Annotated in this window: 14 protein-coding genes; 5 read left to right on the plus strand and 9 right to left on the minus strand. The window is 44.5% G+C overall.

The features are described from left to right. The 3 genes from VHE99_12200 to VHE99_12210 form a co-directional block, all read right to left on the minus strand. The coding region (locus VHE99_12200; GenBank protein ID HVV69770.1) for a hypothetical protein at positions 1-969 on the minus strand (969 nt) is incomplete at its 3' end. A gap of 375 nt (positions 970-1344) precedes the next feature. Further along, the gene (locus VHE99_12205; protein ID HVV69771.1) at positions 1345-1860 is read right to left on the minus strand and encodes a hypothetical protein; all 516 of its coding nucleotides are present in this window, start codon (positions 1858-1860) and stop codon (positions 1345-1347) included. A gap of 78 nt (positions 1861-1938) precedes the next feature. Continuing rightward, the gene (locus VHE99_12210) at positions 1939-2685 is read right to left on the minus strand and encodes a hypothetical protein (protein HVV69772.1); all 747 of its coding nucleotides are present in this window, start codon (positions 2683-2685) and stop codon (positions 1939-1941) included. Between the two features lie 289 nt (positions 2686-2974). Between VHE99_12210 and smc the strand changes: the two genes are divergently transcribed. From smc to VHE99_12230, 4 genes are all read left to right on the plus strand, one after another. After that, on the plus strand, positions 2975-6496 hold the full coding sequence (gene smc, locus VHE99_12215) for a chromosome segregation protein SMC (protein ID HVV69773.1): 3522 nt from the start codon (positions 2975-2977) through the stop codon (positions 6494-6496). Between the two features lie 97 nt (positions 6497-6593). Then, positions 6594-7319: a cell division protein ZipA gene (gene zipA, locus VHE99_12220; GenBank protein ID HVV69774.1), complete on the plus strand. Its 726-nt coding sequence runs from the start codon at positions 6594-6596 to the stop codon at positions 7317-7319. Positions 7320-7400: 81 nt separating this feature from the next. After that, on the plus strand, positions 7401-9428 hold the full coding sequence (gene ligA / locus VHE99_12225) for an NAD-dependent DNA ligase LigA (GenBank protein ID HVV69775.1): 2028 nt from the start codon (positions 7401-7403) through the stop codon (positions 9426-9428). Between the two features lie 357 nt (positions 9429-9785). Further along, complete coding sequence (locus tag VHE99_12230) at positions 9786-11369, plus strand: peptide chain release factor 3 (GenBank protein HVV69776.1); 1584 nt, start codon at positions 9786-9788, stop codon at positions 11367-11369. Between the two features lie 73 nt (positions 11370-11442). Here the strand turns inward: VHE99_12230 and VHE99_12235 are convergent, their stop codons facing one another. The 3 genes from VHE99_12235 to VHE99_12245 all read right to left on the minus strand — a co-directional run bounded on the left by VHE99_12235 (position 11443) and on the right by VHE99_12245 (position 14739). Next, positions 11443-13227 (minus strand): hypothetical protein, encoded by a 1785-nt coding sequence (locus VHE99_12235; protein ID HVV69777.1) that lies wholly within the window; start codon positions 13225-13227, stop codon positions 11443-11445. Positions 13228-13504: 277 nt separating this feature from the next. Beyond that, on the minus strand, positions 13505-14149 hold the full coding sequence (gene udk, locus VHE99_12240; protein ID HVV69778.1) for a uridine kinase: 645 nt from the start codon (positions 14147-14149) through the stop codon (positions 13505-13507). Positions 14150-14187: 38 nt separating this feature from the next. Continuing rightward, positions 14188-14739 (minus strand): Smr/MutS family protein, encoded by a 552-nt coding sequence (locus VHE99_12245; GenBank protein ID HVV69779.1) that lies wholly within the window; start codon positions 14737-14739, stop codon positions 14188-14190. 31 nt (positions 14740-14770) lie between these two features. Here VHE99_12245 and prmB point away from each other — a divergent pair, with 31 nt between their 5' ends. Then, positions 14771-15685 carry a 50S ribosomal protein L3 N(5)-glutamine methyltransferase gene (gene prmB / locus VHE99_12250; protein HVV69780.1) on the plus strand — a complete coding sequence of 305 codons (915 nt, stop codon included), beginning with the start codon at positions 14771-14773 and terminating at the stop codon, positions 15683-15685. A 206-nt stretch (positions 15686-15891) separates the two neighbouring features. Here prmB and rlmB read toward each other — a convergent pair whose 3' ends face one another. The 3 genes from rlmB to VHE99_12265 all read right to left on the minus strand — a co-directional run bounded on the left by rlmB (position 15892) and on the right by VHE99_12265 (position 20361). Continuing rightward, on the minus strand, positions 15892-16632 hold the full coding sequence (gene rlmB, locus VHE99_12255) for a 23S rRNA (guanosine(2251)-2'-O)-methyltransferase RlmB (protein ID HVV69781.1): 741 nt from the start codon (positions 16630-16632) through the stop codon (positions 15892-15894). 212 nt (positions 16633-16844) lie between these two features. After that, complete coding sequence (locus tag VHE99_12260; GenBank protein ID HVV69782.1) at positions 16845-18116, minus strand: MFS transporter; 1272 nt, start codon at positions 18114-18116, stop codon at positions 16845-16847. Positions 18117-18261: 145 nt separating this feature from the next. Continuing rightward, a complete protein-coding gene (locus VHE99_12265; GenBank protein HVV69783.1) occupies positions 18262-20361 on the minus strand; it encodes a VTT domain-containing protein in 2100 nt (699 codons plus the stop codon).

The raw sequence follows: 20361 nt of genomic DNA on the forward strand, positions 1-20361 counted from the left end.
ACCTTCACCTACTTCACCTAAACCTTCACCGCCAACACTGGTTACTTCACCTAAACCTTCACCTACTTCACCTAAACCTTCACCGCCAACACTGGTTACTTCACCTAAACCTTCACCTACTTCACCTAAACCTTCAGTTACATCATTCGTTGTGTTGATGATGCCTTCGGCTCCAGGTTTATTTTTTTCTACTTCGCCTAGCTGAGGTTCCACTCTAGGCTCACCATATTCTGCTTCACCTGCTAAGTTTAGTTGACCTTCAGGGCCTGCCTCATCTTCAAATTCAGCTCCATCTACTATGTTGTTCGGTTGACCTTCAGGCCCTGCTCCATCCATAAACTCAACCTCAGCTGCACCATAACCTTCAGGTCTTGCGCCAGGTTCAAATCCTGCTTCAGCTTCTAAGACTTCCGCTGAATTGTTTGCAGCACGCTCTAAATTTGCGTCAAGCTCATCTAGCGCATCATCTAATTTTCTATTAGTGACTTTATTAAAGATTTTATTTTCACCAGAATTACTAGGGTTTTCATTGTCTTTTTTATCTTTTGGCGGTGGCGCTTCTTTAGGACTTTCTTTAGGCTGTTCTTCTTTTTTATTCTTTAAACGCTTTCTTAGCGCTTCGATGGCTTTACCAGTTTCCGATATAATAATTCTAAGGCCATCTCTGATTGCATTCGCAAAGATAGCGTCCTCATTTTCCGGCTGTTCTTTTTGATTTTCGGGCTTTTTATCTTTGTTTTCCGGCTTTTTTTTCTGTTGCTGATCTTTAGGCTGCTCTTTTTGCGGTTGATCTTTGGGGGGAGTTGGTTCAGCATCACTTGGCTTTGGAGCTAATTTTGGTTGTGACAAATCGACGTTATCACCAGCTTCTGTTTGATCTGAAGGGTTGGGCGTATCGGTGGTGGGGGTTGTTACTACATCGGAAGTATCTTGCGTAGTTTCTTCTATTTCTGATTTGATCGATTCCAAAATAAATACCTCATTTACAGCATATAATAATTATACCGGTTATGAACTTGTATTATATCCATTGCAGCTTAAGTACAGCTTAAGAATATGAAAAACTATTGCCGTTAAATGTTAGGGTACGAAAAAAGCCTGGCATTGCCGCATAAGCGCACTATTGTCCGGCAAAGCGCTGTATCCCCCCTTCCCTTGTAGGAGAGGGTTAGGGAGAGAGGGTTACAGTAGTTAACCGGACACTAGTGCGCCTACGCGGCAATGCCAGGCTTTTTTAGTATCCTTGAGCGCCACTAATTAGAACGTTCACACAAGATGAGAATATTTACTATTGAATTGAAGTTGTGAAGTTAATCGCACCCCTAACCAACTGACTCACGACGACTACCCGAGCCTAAGTGAATCATCTTCTTCTGCTTCTTTAGTTTCTTTAGCTTCCTGTTGTTTATCATAAGCCCCTTTAAAGAAACTGTGCGGCGAAGATAGAGTAAGCGAATCTTCTTGGCCATCCTCTGGAACTCGTCTGGCTTTCTCTGAATCTTCAAAAGCCATTTCTCCTAAGGCTTTTGCACCTTGTGCTAATTTAGCCGTGCCAAAAATTGCTCCCCCTACAGCTAACTGTACCCCACGTTTGACTAAATCTGCCATAACATTGTCGTCTTTAGGAGGTGCTTCAGTGACAGCGCTTTTCATGCTATCCCAACCAATATCTGCAGACTTCTTAAGAAATTTATCAGTTAAAGAAGGATCATCCTCGGATTTCTTTGCTTGTTCCTGCTGATTTTCAGGTTCATCATCCTCTGCTTCCGCTGGGGGCGCCGGCTCAGGAGCAGCTTGCGCAGCGTTTTGGAGTGCCTGTGTTGTTTTTTTAGCTTCTTCAGCTGCTTTATCTATCGCCATAAATATTACCTCTCTCTCATACAACAAAATTATGTTTAAAATTCAAACAACAAAAGTTAATCCTTTAGATTCAATTACTTAAGCAGGTGGTTTTAATAAATGCCTATCCACTTGTTCGTTATGCCTACTGATTTCTTTGTTAACATCAAGTTCTTTTTTCTTCTCAACACAGGCTGCGCCCGCTAAACCTACAGCTGTAGGAATAAGTACCGGTGCTAAAGCTGGAATTAGCATTGTTAATACTATGCAGCCAATCGCAGCTGCTCCATAATTATTTGCCTTGGCATGCGCATCTTCTGCACGATCATCCAATCTATCTGCATGTCTATTAACATTAGCTTGCCATGTCTGTTTCCCACGAGCTTTCTTGTCTTCAGCAGCACTCTCACTCTCCAAAGAGCCAATTTTTCCTACTATTTTATCTCTCCCTTTAGTTAAGCTAGCTTGAGTACGCTCCAATTGATCTATAGTCAGCTGATGTTTTTTTATGGAAGCATTCTTTTCGGCTTTGCCTTCAATTAATTCTGCTTCTATGTCAGCAATAAAATTTTGCTTTACCCGTATCTGACTTTCTAGATTTTCTATATCATCAACTGAAGGTTTGGTTCCTTCTTCCTCCTTTAATTTCGCTAATTGTCTTTGCAGTTCTCGTAATTCTTGTTCATACGCTCTTTTTTCAGTATTTTTTGTACTGGTGAATATTTCTAACTCTTTTTCCGTATCAATAGTTTTATTTTTTAATCTCGTTATTTCATCAGAACAACTCTCTATTCTCTCATCAATTTCGCTCTTTTCTTCATTTAGGTTATCAATTTTTTGTTGCATTTTTGCACCCCGTAGTCTAAATCCTGGTATGAAATAATAGCCAGCACTATCTTTTCCTCCCTGCCAACCGCCCGTTTACTTTGGCCATTTCCAAAGCTATCTGTGTCGTGATTATAACTATTACATCTTAAGTGAATATTAAGGATATTAAAAGCCAGTTAGGAAATTTGCTCTGTAGGAGCAGCCCTCCCCCTCCCCCAACCACCAACATGGCTATCAATCTATGTAAACCAACGCCAAATATCTGCTAGAATCCGGTCTATAGTTTCGTTCCAGGGAATTCCCAAACATGCGCCTTAAAACCATCAAACTCGCCGGCTTCAAGTCCTTTGTTGATCCTACCGCCGTCACCCTAAATAGCAACTTAACCGCTATCGTTGGTCCCAACGGCTGCGGCAAATCCAATATAGTTGATGCCATCCGCTGGGTTATAGGCGAAAGCTCGGCTAAACAGTTGCGTGGTGGGCTGATGACTGATGTGATCTTCAACGGCACTGCACATCGCAAACCAGTCGGCCAGGCGGCTATTGAGCTGCTATTCGACAACAGCCAAGGCGGGTTGGGTGGCGCTTATGCCCAATATAGCGAAATCTCTATTCGCCGCGAAATCACCCGTGAAGGCCAGTCGCAGTTTTACTTAAATAGCTCGCGTTGTCGCCGTCGCGATATTCTTGATGTTTTCTTAGGCACCGGTCTTGGACCCGACAGCTACGCCATCATTGAGCAAGGCGTGGTCTCACAGCTCATCGAGGGCAAACCGGAAGATATCCGCATCTACTTGGAAGAAGCTGCCGGCATCTCCAAATACCGCGAACGCCGCCGTGAAACTGAAAATCGCATCCGCAGCACCCGTGAAAACTTAGAACGCCTGACCGATTTACGCTTAGAAATGGAAAAACAGCTAGAGCACTTAAAACGTCAGGCCAATGCCGCCGAACGCTATAAAAACTTAAAACAAGAACAACGCCTAGTCAAAGGGCAATTACATGCCCTGCACGCCAAAACCTTAAATGAAAAAATCGTTGGCCATCAATTGCTTCTTGCACAAAAAACTACCGAATTAGAAGGCAAAATCGCAGATCATCGGCGAATTGAACGCGAAATAGAACAACATCGCGAACTGCAATCTGCTGCTAATGAAAGCTTCAATAGCGTGCAGGGGCGCTTCTACCAACTCGGGGCTGATATTGCCAGCCAAGAACAACGCATCAATCATATCAAGGAACGCGAACGCCAACTGGCCAGTGACCTCGCACAAATGGAAACCGCCTGGCAAGAAGCCGAACAAAACTTAAGCGATGATGCAGAAAATATTGAAAACCTCTCGCAAGAAATCACCACCTTAGAACCCTTAAGCAAAGAAGCTGCAGCGCTGGCCGAACATGTCCAACAGCAACTGCAAGAGGCCGAGCAACAACGCACTACTTGGCAACAAACTTGGGACAGCTTCCAAACCGAATCCTCACAGGCCGAACAAAAAGCCCAACTGGAAAAAACCCGCCTGACCCACTTGACACAAAAAAGCCAAGATATTGGGCAGCAGATTCAACGTTTAGCCCAACAACAGCAACAATTAGATTTTGGTCAATTACCCGCAGAGATTGACACATTAGCTACACAATCGACGCAATTAAAGCAACAATTGGATCTAGACCAAGAACAAGCTGCAGAATTAAATGCACAAATACAGCAGCTCCGAGAAACAATTCAGCAAACCCAAACTGAACGAGACACTCAACGCCAAGAATTACAAAAACTCCAACAACGCCAGGCTTCCCTTGATGCCTTGCAGCAAGCCGCCTTAGGCAAAGCAGATCAAGGCGTTTCAGAATGGCTGAATCAGCAAGGATGGGCAGAAAAACCGCGTCTACTGGAAGGGTTACAAGTCGATAATGGCTGGGAAACTGCTGTGGAAACCGTACTTGCTCCCTATCTGGAAGCGGTATGTACTGATAATCCACAAGATTTGACATTAGCAGCAAATAGCCCAGTAGCAGGACGATTAGCAGTCTATCACACTACTTCAGGTTTGGAAAAATCCAGTCCAATCTCAGCAAGTTCGCCACAATTCGTTCCTTTAGCCAGCAAGATTGCTTCCGACCTACCCCTTGCCACCTTGTTGCATGGCATCTATGCCGTTGAAAGCACCACACAAGCATTAGAACTAACTTCTGCTTTAAAACCTGGCGAATCCATTGTGACACGCGATGGTGTTTGGTTTGGTCCTTGCTGGGTACGCATCAGCAGAGCCCAAGATGAATCCACCGGCATTTTACAGCGCAAGCAAGCCTTGCAGGAAATTCATACCTCAATCACCAGCTATCAGGAACAACTGCAGACAATAGAAAATCAGCTAACGCATATTCAAACTACCCTCAAGCAATATGAAGAAAAACGCGACAATCAACAGCGTGAATTTCGCGAAAACTCCAGAGAATACAGCGAATTGCATGCACAACTCAGCGCAAAAAACACGCATCTAGAACAGCTACGCCAACGTCAGGCCGCCATCACTCATGAATTAGACCAGCAACAACAACTGTTAGAACAAACACAGGAACAACTTGCAGAAATCCAAGAATTGGCAGAAACGGCGCAACTCGCCCAACAGCAATTCGCCGCCCGCCGTGAACATTTACTGAAGTCACGCGACTCCCATAACACCACTTGCCAGGAATTAAGGCAACGCGCGCAAACGGCTAAACAAAATGCCGATGAACAGCAAGTGCGACTGTCTTCCTGCCAAAATCAACTGCATTATTTGCAGCAAAATATTGTCCGCGCCCAAAAACAACTTACGCAATTGGAACAACGCCGCGACGAATTGTTAGCACGTCAAGAAGATATCCAGTTACCACTGCCGGAATTACAAGAAGGTTTACAAAATTTATTACATGAACGCAGCGTCGTTGAAAAAGAACTGCAAACTGCACGCCACCAGGTCAGCCAACTGGAACAGCAATTGCGTGACATTGAACAACAACGCACAGCAACAGAAAATGCCGCCCAAAGCTTAAGAGATGCCTTGGCACAAATCCGCATTGAACAAAGCACGACCCAAGCCCATTTAGAGAACCATTTGGAACAGATTCAACAAGCTGAATTTACCTTAGAACAATTGCTACAAGAATTACCAGAAGAAGCTGAAACCACTGCTTGGCAGCAAAATCTGGAACAAATTGAAAACCGCATTCAGCGTTTAGGCGCGATTAATCTTGCCGCAATTGAAGAGTACAGCACCGTGTTAGAGCGCAAAACCTATTTGGATAATCAGGATAAAGATTTATGTGAAGCCTTGGCGACACTAGAAGAAGCGATACGCAAAATTGATCGCGAATCGAGAAGCCGTCTCAGAGAAACTTTCGAGCGCGCGAATGAGAATTTCCAAAACCTCTATCAAAGCATGTTCCCAGGTGGCAATGCGCAGTTAGAATTAACCGGTGAGGAAGTACTAGATGCCGGCGTATTAATCCGCGCCCAACCCCCAGGCAAACGTAACACTATGCTCCATATGTTATCCGGCGGCGAAAAAGCCTTAACCGCTATTGCCTTGGTTTTTGCTTTGTTCCAGTTAAATCCTGCGCCATTTTGCGTATTAGACGAGGTGGACGCGCCATTGGATGAAGCAAATGTCGGCCGCTTTTGCCGTCTGGTACAATCGATGGCTAATCAGGTACAATTTATTTATATCAGCCATAATAAAGTGGCCATGGAAATGGCGCAGCAACTGGTGGGAGTCACCATGCAAGAACCTGGGGTATCACGCTTAGTGACAGTGGATATCGACCAGGCGATGGCGATGGCGGAGTAGTGAAAAGAAAAATGTATCACTATTTTTAAGTAGAAATTTACAATTACCCCAATAAAAACTTACAATAACAGTACTACCACCCATGAGGATAAACTGAGTGAACTTTATTCTGTTATTCGCCCTAATCGGGCTAGTGATTATTGGGGTCGTACGCGCCCTGAAACAAAGTCCGCCTGAAAAACGTCGAAGACAACAGGAACCCTTTCTCAGCAATGACCCAATTGAAGCCGTGGCCGTTCCACCCAAATCAACAGCAACCGCAAAAAACACCAGCGCAATTAAAAACACCAGTCATCCGTATAACGCAGAATATTCTGTGGAACAAAAACACAATATAAATCCGCCTGAATCTGAGCCTGAGCCACTGGATTCTCATCTTGACCATCCTCAATCTCAAGAACCCGAGCCTGCCCCACCCGCATTAAAAATGACTGACCTGATTATTATTAATCTGGTAGCAGAGCCACACCAACCCTATCGCGGTTATGAACTATTACAAGCTTTATTAACCTCCGGTCTACGCTACAGCAAAAAAGGGCTGTTCCACCGCTATGAAGACCCCACCGGACGCGGCAATATCTTATTTAACTTGGTATCTTCCATCGAACCCGGCACTTTTGATTTACCCAAAATGGGCAGCTTCGCCACCACTGGCCTGACATTGTTTATGCAAATCCCCACAGTGCAAAATCCCACCCAGGTTTTTGATCTGATGCTAAGCACCGCCAACGAATTAGCTGAGGATCTAGGCGGGCAACTTTTAGATGAACAACGACAGCCCTTAACTGATGAGAAAATTGCGAAATGGCGTACTTATCTCTGAGGAAATCAAAGAGGCTACAATACATATGAAACCGTCAACCGCACTTCATCTCCAGCGTAGCAATGTTCGTGTAAATAACGCATGAAGAATTTCCCTCAAAAAATATCCCAACACTTAGAACAGCTACGTCAGAAAATTGACGAACACAATTACAGCTACTACGTCCTGGATAATCCCACCATCCCCGATGCGGAATACGATCGTCTGTTTCGGGAGCTGCAAACCTTAGAAAGCGAGCATCCCGAACTCATCACCCCGGATTCACCCACGCAACGCGTCGGTGCTCAGCCATTGAAAGAATTTGCAGCAGTCACTCATGAAGTGCCGATGCTGTCTTTGGATAATGCTTTTTCAGAACTTGAGTTAATTGCTTTTGACAAACGGGTTCGACAGCGCTTAGAGACTGATAAACCGATTGAATACGTTTGCGAACCTAAATTAGATGGCGTGGCAGTGAGTCTGCGTTATGAAAAAGGCGTGTTAACACGCGGCGCTACGCGGGGAGATGGTTTGACGGGTGAAGATATTACCCAGAACGTACGCACAATTCCTGCTGTGCCACTGCATTTACGCGGCAGCGGTTATCCAGATATTTTAGAAGTTCGCGGTGAAATCTATATGCCGCTTATTAGTTTTGAAAATTATAATGCCAAAGCCCGCGCAGCAGGAGAAAAAGAATTTGCCAATCCGCGCAATGCCACTGCCGGCAGTCTGCGGCAACTTGATCCTAAAATTACCGCCAGCAGGCCATTATCCTTGTTTTGCTATGCATTAGGTAAAGTCGCAGGCGGCCATGTTGCAGATAAACACAGCGATATGTTGGAAGATTTCAAAGGTTGGGGATTGCCGGTTAATCCAGAAATTATCCACGTCACCGGCATTGAACCCTGTGTGGAATTTTTTCACCATATGGCAGCCATTCGCGATAGCTTACCTTATGAAATTGATGGGGTAGTTTATAAAGTTAATCGTTTTGACCAACAACGTGAATTAGGCTTTATTTCACGCGCACCGCGTTGGGCTATTGCACATAAATTTCCAGCACGTGAAGAAATGACGCAAGTAGAAGCGATTGAGTTTCAAGTTGGACGCACCGGCGCTATTACTCCAGTCGCACGGCTTGCTCCAGTCGTCATCAGTGGCGTAACCGTCAGCAATGCAACACTGCACAATATGGATGAAGTATGGCGTAAAGATGTGCGGGTGGGTGATATGGTCATTGTGCGACGCGCAGGAGATGTGATTCCTGATGTGGTTTCTGTCATCCTGGATAAACGCCCGGCACATACGCATAAAGTACTTTTACCTAAACATTGCCCCGTTTGCCATGCCGAAGTGATTAAACCCGAAGGTGAGGTAGTAGCACGTTGCACAGGGGGACTGTTTTGTCAGGCGCAATTAAAAGAGACGATTAAGCACTTCGCTTCTCGCAGGGCGCTGGATATCGAGGGATTGGGCGATAAAATCATTGAGCAACTGGTGACTGTCAAATTAGCACGTGATATTGCCGATGTTTTTTTACTGACCAAAGCACAATGGTTATCCCTAGAACGCATGGGAGAAAAATCTGCGCAGAATCTCATAGATGCTTTGGACAAAAGCAAAGCCACGACTTTACCGCGGTTTATGTATGCCCTAGGCATACGTGAAGTCGGTGAAGCTACCGCATTAAATCTGGTGCAGCATTTTGGCGGATTAGCACATATTATGCAGGCAGATGAACTTCAACTGCAGGAGGTCGCTGACATTGGCCCCATTGTCGCCGCCAATATTGCCGGATTTTTCCGCCAACCGCATAATCGCGAACTTATCGCCAAATTGCAGCAGCTTGGGGTACACTGGCAGGAAATGGCACCGCGTCCTAAGCAAAACGACTTGCCGTTGAATGGTAAGACTTTTGTGTTGACTGGAACTTTAGCCACCATGACCCGTGATGCTGCCAAAGAACAGATCCAAGCGCTAGGGGGTAAGGTCAGCGGTAGTGTTTCTGCTAAAACGACCTATGTGGTGGCAGGTGCTGATCCAGGCTTCAAGTTGGCTAAAGCCGAGGAATTAAAAGTGCAGATACTGTCGGAAGATGAATTGCTACAGTTGCTAAAAGAATTGTAGCTTGGAATGCCTGAAAGGATGCTTGCCATTTCCTTGAAGGTTTTTGCAAAGAAGATTTTCTTTCTGGACAAGCGAACTCAGCAAGCTATTGGGGAAGCTCAACAAAAATAATAGTAACTAGTCGCTGGCGCTAAATTCAAAAAATGGATGTCATTCCCGCGAAGGCGGGAACCCATTCTTAACAGGCAAAAAAACTTCATTAATTTCATCGAAATGAAGTTCAAATGATCTTTAAAAGGTTTGAATGCCTGTTAAGGATGGGTTCCCGCCTTCGCGGGAATGACATCCATTTTTTTAGTTTCGCGCCAGCGACTAACTATTCAAATTTCCTTTAAATTTTCACAACTATATAAACCCATGACCACATTATCCCAAGCAATCACCAAACGCCGCACCTTCGCCATTATTTCTCACCCAGATGCCGGTAAAACCACACTCACTGAAAAACTGCTGTTATTTGGCGGCGCTATCACTTTAGCCGGTACAGTGAAAGGCCGGAAATCCTCGCGTCATGCTACCTCCGATTGGATGGAATTGGAAAAACAACGCGGCATTTCCGTCACCACATCAGTAATGCAATTCCCTTACCGCGATTGCATCATTAATCTCTTAGACACACCTGGCCATGAAGATTTTTCTGAAGACACTTACCGTACCTTAACCGCTGTTGATTCGGCACTTATGGTCATCGACGCCGCCAAAGGTGTAGAACCGCGCACGATTAAGCTGTTAGAAGTTTGCCGCATGCGCAATATCCCCATCATTACTTTTATTAACAAGATGGATAGAGATACGCGCGAACCCATAGAATTGTTGGATGAAGTAGAAGCAATTCTCAAAATACGTTGCGCACCTATCACCTGGCCGATTGGCATGGGTAAAGAATTCAAAGGCGTTTATCATTTATTGGAACGCGCCATCTATCATTATCGACCAGGTAAAGGCGAACGTGTGCAGGATATCGAGCAAATTAATGATTTAAATGATCCTAAACTGCAAAATCTGCTAGGCGATCGCATTAGCGCATTTCGAGAAGAATTGGGATTGGTGCAGGGAGCAAGCCCGGAATTTAACTTGCAAGATTATTTAGCCGGCCAATTAACTCCGGTATTTTTTGGTTCTGCGTTGAATAATTTTGGGGTGCGCGAATTACTGGATGCCTTAGTCGATTATGCACCTGCCACGCAGCCGCGAAAAACTTTGACTCGGGAAGTGCAGCCTGATGAAGAAAAATTTACCGGTTTTGTTTTTAAAATCCAGGCCAATATGGACCCGGCGCACCGCGACCGTATCGCTTTTTTACGTGTCTGCTCCGGTCGCTATGTCAACGGTATGAAAATTCGTCATATCCGCATAGGCCGTGATATTCAAATCCATCATGCTTTAACCTTTATGGCTGGTGACCGCGAGCATGTCGAAGAGGCATTTCCCGGCGATATCATCGGCCTGCATAATCACGGCACTATTCAGATTGGCGATACATTTTCACAAGGTGAGGCACTAAAATTCACCGGCATTCCCTACTTCGCCCCGGAAATTTTCAAGCTGGTGCGTTTAAAAGATCCACTGAAAATGAAAGCGTTGCAAAAAGGTTTGTTACAGTTATCAGAAGAAGGCGCAACGCAAGTTTTCAGACCGTTGATAAGCAATGAGTATATTCTCGGCGCCGTCGGTATACTACAGTTTGATGTGGTTGCTTATCGCTTGAAGCATGAATATAACGTGGAATGCGCCTATGCGCCGGTTTCGGTGGCGACGGTACGCTGGGTTCGCAGTCATAATGCAAAAAAGTTGGAAGAGTTTAAAAATAGCCTTGCCGCACATTTGGCGCTAGATAATGGCGATAACCTGGCTTATCTGGCACCGAATATGGTGAATTTAAATCTGACACAGGAGCGCTGGCCGGATATCGAGTTTTTTGCTACCCGGGAGCATGATTAATTTCAGGGATCATTTTTATCACAAGATGGCTTTTTGAATAAATGAGGAGAATTTCTTCTGCTAAACTTATTCTTCAAAGAATTATCTGTATTCGGTCTTCACCATGTCCCTGTTCCCTGTTGCCCTTTAAATCTTTATCAATAGAGCTCACATTAGCTTTATTGTCCCTTAAACGCTTAGCATCAAGAGAACTATTTTTTGGATTGGCGCCAGATAACAAGCTAGTAACCCGTTCCCAAAAACTAGTTTTTTGTTTGTGCAAAGTAAAAGGAACTGGAATTACGCTAGGTTCAACGCTCGTTGTATCTGCATTCCGTACTACAAATTTTTGTCCCGATGCCGCTTCATAAACTTTTGGTTTTTTCTCTATAGGAGGATTAGGCATTCTTTTATTTCGTATGAATCCCACTACTCCTCTTGCAGAATGAATCAAAACAGGCGATTTTTTTACAGTTGAGGCCACTTTTTTACTAGTGTTAGGATTATGCTCATTTGGCTTTGAACCCAAGATTAAAGTCGTTGAATTTTTCGCTGTGGAATGAGGCTTTTGTTCATTAGCTTTTACTTTTCCATCTGGATCACCTAAATTACCTATATTCTTTTTATCTTCATAAGTAACCGCACGAGTCGGTGATGATACTGGAATTCTGCTATATTTATGTGCAGTAGTTTTAATCCCCAACTTCCCAGCAACCCACCACCAAAAACGTGTAAAGTGACCGACATGGGCTAAAATAGCCTTTGGATGAATTAATAATATTGCATCATTATTGTTCTGTCGCTTCGCAGCTACAAAAGGGTTTTTAGTTTTTTTAGGGCTAGGCGGTGGAGTTTCTGTTGAAGAAGATCGCTTTGAATCATCCTCGCTGTAATCGGAAGTATTGCCTGAGCCTTCGCTACCAGTGCTAGCGTCAAGGTTTTTAGTTTTTTTAGGGCTGGACGATGGGCTTGAAGTTGATTTTAAACCATCATCACTGGCATCTGAATTTTTTCTGCTGCCGCTGGTATCAGATTTTCTGTTTTTAGTAGGGCTGGGCGGGGGACTTTGGGTTGAGGCGGAATGTCTTGAATCATCACTACTGGATACTAAGACATTGTCTGAACTTTTTTTACTCGTGCTAGAATCCAAGGCGTCAGGTGAAGCTTGTACAGGAGACGAAGCAACAACCTTTACTTTCTCATCCTTTGTTGATTGAGACAACTTTTCTCTAAGACTCTGATAATGGAAGTATTTTACCATCCATCCCTTCATGATAAGTTTATCTGCTATGTGAGCGGCTGGCACCTCAATGCTTGAACATGTGCCTACGTTTTTAGCATTGAGGCTTAAATTAAGGGCAATAAGAATTTGCTCTAAAGCCTCATATTTTTTTAATCTTATCTTAAATTTTTCTACAGCTTTTAAAGTTTGAGGTTTGACTTTTCCACCACCCTTTGTCTCTTTTTGTTGCCACTCATCTAGCTCCAAAGCCAATCCCTGTGTCTCGTCTCTACATTTCTCATATAATTGATTTAACTTTAATTTTAAATCTTCTTCTTTTGCAGCATTCGCATATTTAGAACCGCGAATTAGCCAATAAATAACTTCAGTTAATGTTTCATTATTCAATACAAATTCATTCAGTTCTTCTTTACTACGACCTCTTTTTAAGTTCTCTTGATGAGACAGTTCTTGACTTATGCTTACTATATCGGTAGTTAATCTATAAGCTATATCTAATAAACCATCGTTTATAAAATCATCTTCAGTTTCATAGCCACCTGTTTTTGCCGCAGCCATTTTTTTATCACGGGTATTTTCTGATTTAATATTTTTTATACATTCTTCAATTAGAGTTTCAAAAGGAGACGTAACCATAAGCGAGCTTCCATAATCAAAAATGACGGAGGATACATTTAAAATCAGTGCCAAGCTCACGCTAAAATATAGCTGTCATGGTCTAATTGATTAGAAATGCTTTAAAATAATCAATGATTACAGAGAACCTAACATACTAATATTAAAGAAATATTAACACCAAGGAACTATTAAAAATATGGCAAAATATGAAAAGCTGGGGAAATTTAGGTTTTTATTGATGCAATAGAATCAGACAAGCGGCCTTGGGCAAGGCTATCCACCTGATTCCTAATACTTATACGATCAAATCCGCATAACCACCATTTAACAACTCACGCATTTTCGCCTTGATGACTTCAATGGCGATACGATTCTCACCGCCACGCGGGACAATAATGTCGGCATAGCGCTTGGATGGCTCGATAAATTGCAGGTACATAGGCCGTACGGTGGTTTCATATTGTGAAAGGACTGACTCAATTGAGCGCTGACGCTCGATAATATCGCGACGTAGTCTGCGCACAAGACAAACATCCAGGGGGGTGTCTATAAAAATGCGGATGTTCATTTTTTCACGCAACATCGCATCATTTAGCAACAATATGCCTTCTAATACGATGATGGTGTGCTGACCTATGACTTGGGTTTCTTTGCTGCGTAAATGTTGGGCATGGTTGTATAAAGGAATTTCAACATGCTCACCTCCCTGTAGCCTTTCTATATGCTGAACTAATAACGCATGTTCAAAGGCGGCTGGGTGGTCGTAATTAATTTTTTCACGTTCAGCCAGTGGTAAATCAGGGCGGTCTTTATAGTAAGAATCCTCAGAAATTACGACCACACGGTCAGAGCCTAATTCGCCGACGATGGTGTTAGCTAGGAGGCTTTTTCCTGAACCGGAAGCGCCGGCGATGCCAATGATGATCGTTTTATTTTTCATGGAGATTTTCCGCTGTTTTTGGGTCAATTCTTGACCGCTCATAACCGTTTCAACAACACATAAACTGCCCCTACCCCGCCATGTCCCGGCTTAGCTGAACAGAATGCTAACACACCCGGATATAGGCGCAACCACTGATTCACTTTATTTTTCAATATCGGCCGGTTGTCTTCCTTGCGTGCCGCCTTGCCATGAATGATACAAACACAACGCCACCCCCTCTTTAGCGCCTCAGCTAAAAACTGTCCCAATACTGCCTCTGCCTGCACTACCGTTAAACCATGCAAATCTATCTCCGCATCTATTACCATTTCCCCACGACGTAATCTCTGTAAAGTGCGGTATTGCAATCCTGTCTGAGAGAAACTTAAAAAATCTTCACTGTTTACTGGTTCTAAAGATGGATCTTCACGCAGTGGAATAATTTCCGGTTCTTGTTCTGCTCTAGGAACAAATGTCGAAATTTTAAGTTTTTTGGCCGAGGAAGGACCAGACACATACTGCTGATGCTGCTTAAGTGGCGCTACTTTAGGTACAGAAGCCCTGAAAAGATCACGCTCTTCTTGAGTAATCCGTGGTTTTTTGGGCATAATCATGCTCCCCTCACTGAGGCCTTCTTCATTGAAAAATTCAAGTCTAGATCATGCCATCCGCGAATTGCAAACCCTGCGCGACATGGTGCGCTGGGGTGCCAGCCAATTCAATGCCGCCAATCTAACATTCGGTCACGGTATCGATAACGCCTGGGATGAAGCCGTATTTCTGGCACGCCATGCCCTGCATCTTACACCCGCTGAAGATGATAAAGCTGCTGATGCAAAACTACTCATCAGCGAACGGCTGCATATCGCCCAATTATTCCAACGTCGCATCAGTGAGCGCAAACCCGCTGCCTACTTAACCCGCGAAGCCTGGTTCGCCGGACTGCCATTTTATGTCGATGAACGCGTATTAATTCCTCGCTCACCCATCGCCGAACTCATAGAGCACGGCTTTTCCCCTTGGTTAGATGAAACCCCTATCACCCGAGTATTGGATTTATGTACCGGTAGCGGCTGCATCGCCATTGCTTGTGCACTGGCTTTTCCAGAAGCTGAAGTCGATGCTGTCGATATTTGCTCTGAAGCCTTAGAGGTTGCTAAACAAAATATCGAGCGCCATGGCGTAACCAATTCAGTCAATCTAATCAATTCCGACTTGTTTTCTGGTCTAATCCCCCGTAGCTATGACTTAATAGTCAGCAATCCTCCTTATGTCAATGCTGAAGACATGACGCAACTTCCCCCCGAATACCATCATGAACCGATCATAGCACTGGCAGCTGGTGAGGATGGTTTGGATCTAGTAGTACGAATTATTACTGAAGCTAAGCATTATTTATCGCCGCAAGGTGTTTTGATAGTCGAGGTAGGTAACAGCGCACCAGCACTAGAGGCGCGCTTTCCAGATTTACCGTTATTATGGTTAGAATTTAAGCATGGCGGACATGGGGTGTTTGTGTTGACGGCGGAGCAGTTGGGTAATTCGAAGTTGTGAGCGCTAGCGTTGTGTAAATTATCCCCTCTAACTTTCACCCCCTTTGAAAAAGGGGGTCGAAGGCCGTAAGGCCAAGGGGGGATTTAAGGAGTTTTGGGTGCCAAATATTGTGTGTTAGTACTCACTAGCTTCTTAAATCCCCCCTCAGGCCTTGCGGCCTTCGACCCCCTTTTTCAAAGGGGGTGAGGGGGTGAGGTGCTTAATGCTTAACCCTTCTGCCGCACCGTCTCAAACAAACATACACCAGCTGCTACAGCCACATTCAAACTAGTCACCGTCCCGCGCATAGGAATATGCAACAACACATCACAATTCTCACGCGTTAATCGGCGTAAACCAGCACCTTCCGCCCCCAACACCCAAGCCACTCCACCACTTAAATTCGCTTGAAATAAACTCTGTTGGGCATCATCACTGGCACCATAAATCCATACCCCACGCTGCTTCAACTCATTCAAAGTCCGCACCAAATTCGTCACCTGAATCAAAGGCGTCATTGCCGCCGCGCCACTTGCCACCTTCTCAACTACCGGCGTCAGTGCCACCGCCCTATCCTTAGGCACAATTACCGCCTGCACACCCGCAGCATTCGCCGCCCGCAAACAAGCGCCCAAATTATGCGGATCTTGCACCCCATCAAGAATCAACAACAAAACCGGCTCAGCCAATTTATCTAACAACCGCCATAAATCCGCTTCAGAATTCTCTAACGCCGCCTCCACTTCTGCGACCAAACCTTGATGCACCTGATAACCACTTAACTTATCCAAAAAATCCCGCGACACCGCCTGCGTTTTAATACCCGTTTCTTTAGCGCGATCGATAACAGATTGCATACGCCCATCATGCCGCCCAACCTGCACATAAAGCTGCACAATACGTTTTGGTTCTTTATTCACTAGCGCACTGATCGGATGCAACCCATAAATATAATTTTGTGTAGTCATAACTATCTCAACATTCATAAAAAATTTTAAATGGCACTTAAGCAAGCTTGTGAGGAAACGGTCTAGGGGGAGGCTACCACGAAACCTTTGTTTCATGGATGAAACAATGGAGCGTACATGGAAGTATTCACAGCGTTTTCGTGGTAGCCCTCCCCCTAGACCGTTTCCTCACAAGCGTCCAATGGCACCCAAGTGAGCTCTCAATCAAGTCACTACCCCAAATGCGTTGCGTTAAAATCAATCTTGCGCTTCATCCACCACAAGAGAATTAAACTAGGCACCATCGCAACGACAGATATTAAAAAGAAATTGATCCAACCTACATCCTCCACCAACCAAGCCGCAAATGGACCAATAAAAACCCGAGGAATCGCTGACAAAGCCGATAATAACGCATACTGCGTCGCCGTATAGCGCACATTACATAAGCCCATCAAAAACGCAATAATAGCGACATTACTCAATCCACCGCAAAAGCCTTCAATAAATATCGTACCAATCAACAAAGGATAACTTTTTCCTACAATTGCCAATATAGCAAACATTAAATTCGACAAACCCTGCAATATGCCAAATACCATTAAAGAACGGAACAAACCCATACTACCCAACCAAGCTCCGCCAACAAAAGCACCGAATAAAGTAGCAATTAAACCCACTGTTTTATACAGCACCCCGACATCACTCAAACTAAAACCGATACCTCTTAATAAAAATGGCGTACTCAACGATAACGCAATCACATCGCTTAATTTATATAACAACACAAATAATAATATGGCGATCGCTGCCGGCCGAGTTAAAAACTCCTTGAAAGGTTCAACCAGGGCTTTAACTAACGAGGTGGGAGCACTGGTTCTTTGCTCAGGTTCCGGCGAAAATCTCACCACCAGCATTTCTAGAGCCAGAAGGCCGGCCATGATTAAATAAGTCGCGCGCCAACCCATTAAATCAGCCATCACTAAAGCCAGACCGCCAGAGAATATCAGCGCAATTCGATAACCAAATGCTGTCACTGCTGCACCAAATCCACGCTCATTCGCATGCAACAAATCAGTGCGGTAAGCATCAATGGCAATATCTTGAGTTGCTGAAAAAAACGCGGTCAATAACGCCATGAACGCCAGTAACCAAGGCGTAGTTTTAGGGTTCATAAACGCCATGATGGCCAACGACAGTACTAACACAAATTGGAAAATAGCCACCCAACCGCGCCTACGTCCCAAAAAGGGCGGATTATAGCGATCTAGCAATGGAGACCAAAGAAACTTATAGACATACGGTTGTCCAACCAAACTCAGGGCACCGATGGCCATAATAGAAACACCGCTGACGGTGTACCATGCCTGCAAAGTACTGCCGGTCAAAGATAAGGGTAACCCAGAAGAAAATGCTAATAACATGGTCACTAGAATACGCGGATTGCCAAGGCTACGCACTTTGTCGATAAATCTGTGTGAGGATTTTTGAGAGTTATCTGTCATTATGATCTCCCTATATCAATAAAAAAATACAGATTCCCTTCTCCCCTTGTGGGAGAAGGAAAAAAGCCAAAGCTATAAGAAGGCACTTCTCTCACAAAGAGAGAATGGAAAAAACCAAGGCTGTAAGAGGATTTAACCCCAAAATCTAACCCCCCTTACGAATCAGCAATAACACCCCATCCCAATACAAATCACGCATAACTGGCGGTTGCTGGCGAGGATCCAAAACAATAGTCTTCCATTGATAGCCTTGTAAGGATGCAATCAATTGCTGGGTTGCATTCTGATACAATTGTTCGATTTGGTCAGGACTCAAGGTAGACATGGTATGTCGCGGCTTATAATAATAAATGCTTCCTAGCCATAGCGTCTCATTATTATCCAGCAACGTCACATTGGATTTCCAGATCGCCAAATTGATTTGCCGATTCTGGCTGTCGGTCTTAGTCAACACCAATGCGGGTGCCCGGTTCTGATATAAAGTAGGTAACACCGGCAAATGCTGAGGATTGGTGCGGGGGGACAAACGATTGAAAGTATTTTTTAAGTTCAATTGCATGGCATGCGGCTGCCAACCTTGTTTAATTAAAGACTGCTTAATCTCATCCAATGAACCCAACCATTGCACATTCAGCACTTCACGCGGTTTATCCAGACGCGAAACCAAAAATAGTGGGATTTCCTCAGTCCGATGCTGCCACCAGCCGGCAGTGTCTATGGTCACTGTTGGCCAATACAGGGTGTAATCATATTCCAAAGTGCGAAAATGCGGTACACCATAACCTGCCCAGCCCACTAAAACCGCAATTACGGTAACAAAGGTTAATGCCTTAGGTGATATTACCTGGCTCTGTTTACGACGGTATAACATAAACACAAACAACACACAGGCTAATGCCAAAAACAAGCTGGCTACCACATCCGTTAACCAATGTGCCCCAAGGTAAAGTCTTGACAGTCCAACCACTGCTATAAAAACAGCAGCAATTAAAAACGGAATTTTACGCCGCCCAGTTGGCAAATATTGTGAAATCAGTGCGGCTAAAAATCCAAAAAACGCCACTGCTAAAAATGTATGACCACTCGGAAATGAAGAATTGATCGGACCGAGCAGCAAGCCAGGGGGTCTTGGAAAGTAATACAGGTGTTTAATCACTTCGGCTACGCTAAGACCTAGCACGACAATAATGATCCAAAACACTGTCGCCCTAAAATAACGCCGAAACAGCAACCAAGCCAGGATAATCAATGACGCGATTAATATCGCATGACCATCTCCTAGCAAGGTAAAAGCCGCCATAATTTTATCACCCAGCTGATTGCGCAGACTGCGGAATAATTCAAATAACGGCTCGTTTAAGCGGGATAGTCCTACCTGCCATAGGACACTGACAAACGTAAGCCCAAATAGCACAAGGAAAATGACCGCTGAAACTAAAAGCGTGAGTTGACGATAAGGTTTCCACAAACGCACCAAAGGGTCTTCACCAGGCACGCGCGGTGGTAATATATTTCCACCTGTTTCTAACAAGCGTGGATCACATAATAACCACATGATCCAGTGCGTGCTGTGATGTTCTGCCAAATAACGCCAGCAGGCTGACATGAGCTTATCAATGCCTGAGACCAATTTTTTGAAGAAGATATGTAAAAGAACAAAGAATATCCAACCAAAAGCCACTAAGGCTAATATGGCGAGAATAAATTTAGTGGCCGTCGCCGGTGGCAAGCCCAATGACAAGGCACCTACGACTATACCAGGACCTATGTAGACCAGTGACCAAAGTATCGCTGAAGGTAAGGCAGCAATCACAAATCGGCCGACCTTCATATGTAATAATCCAGCAATTAAAGGGACAGCGCTCCTCACCGGCCCAAAGAACCGGCCTATAACCACGCTTTTACCGCCGTGTTTATGGAAAAATGTCTCTCCCATCGATAACCATTCTGGATGTTTACGGAACGGCCACATAGTCCGCAGGCGCTCATTGTAATGTGCGCCTAACCAATAACTTAAATAATCACCACAAAATGCGCCTGTGACTGCCCAAATCAGCGTCGGGGTCAGTGGCATTGTGCCTGAGCCAATTAACGCACCGACCGCGGTCATAGTCACTGAGCCAGGAATAACGGCACCAAGTAATGGCAGGGATTCAGCAAATGCAATCAAGAACGTGAAGAAACCGCCCATATGCGGATGCTGGTGCAGGTAATTAACAAAACCATGCAGGAATGGAAATTCCAT

This window comes from Gammaproteobacteria bacterium, assembly GCA_035546635.1.
Classification (GTDB): Bacteria; Pseudomonadota; Gammaproteobacteria; order JAURND01; family JAURND01; genus DASZWJ01.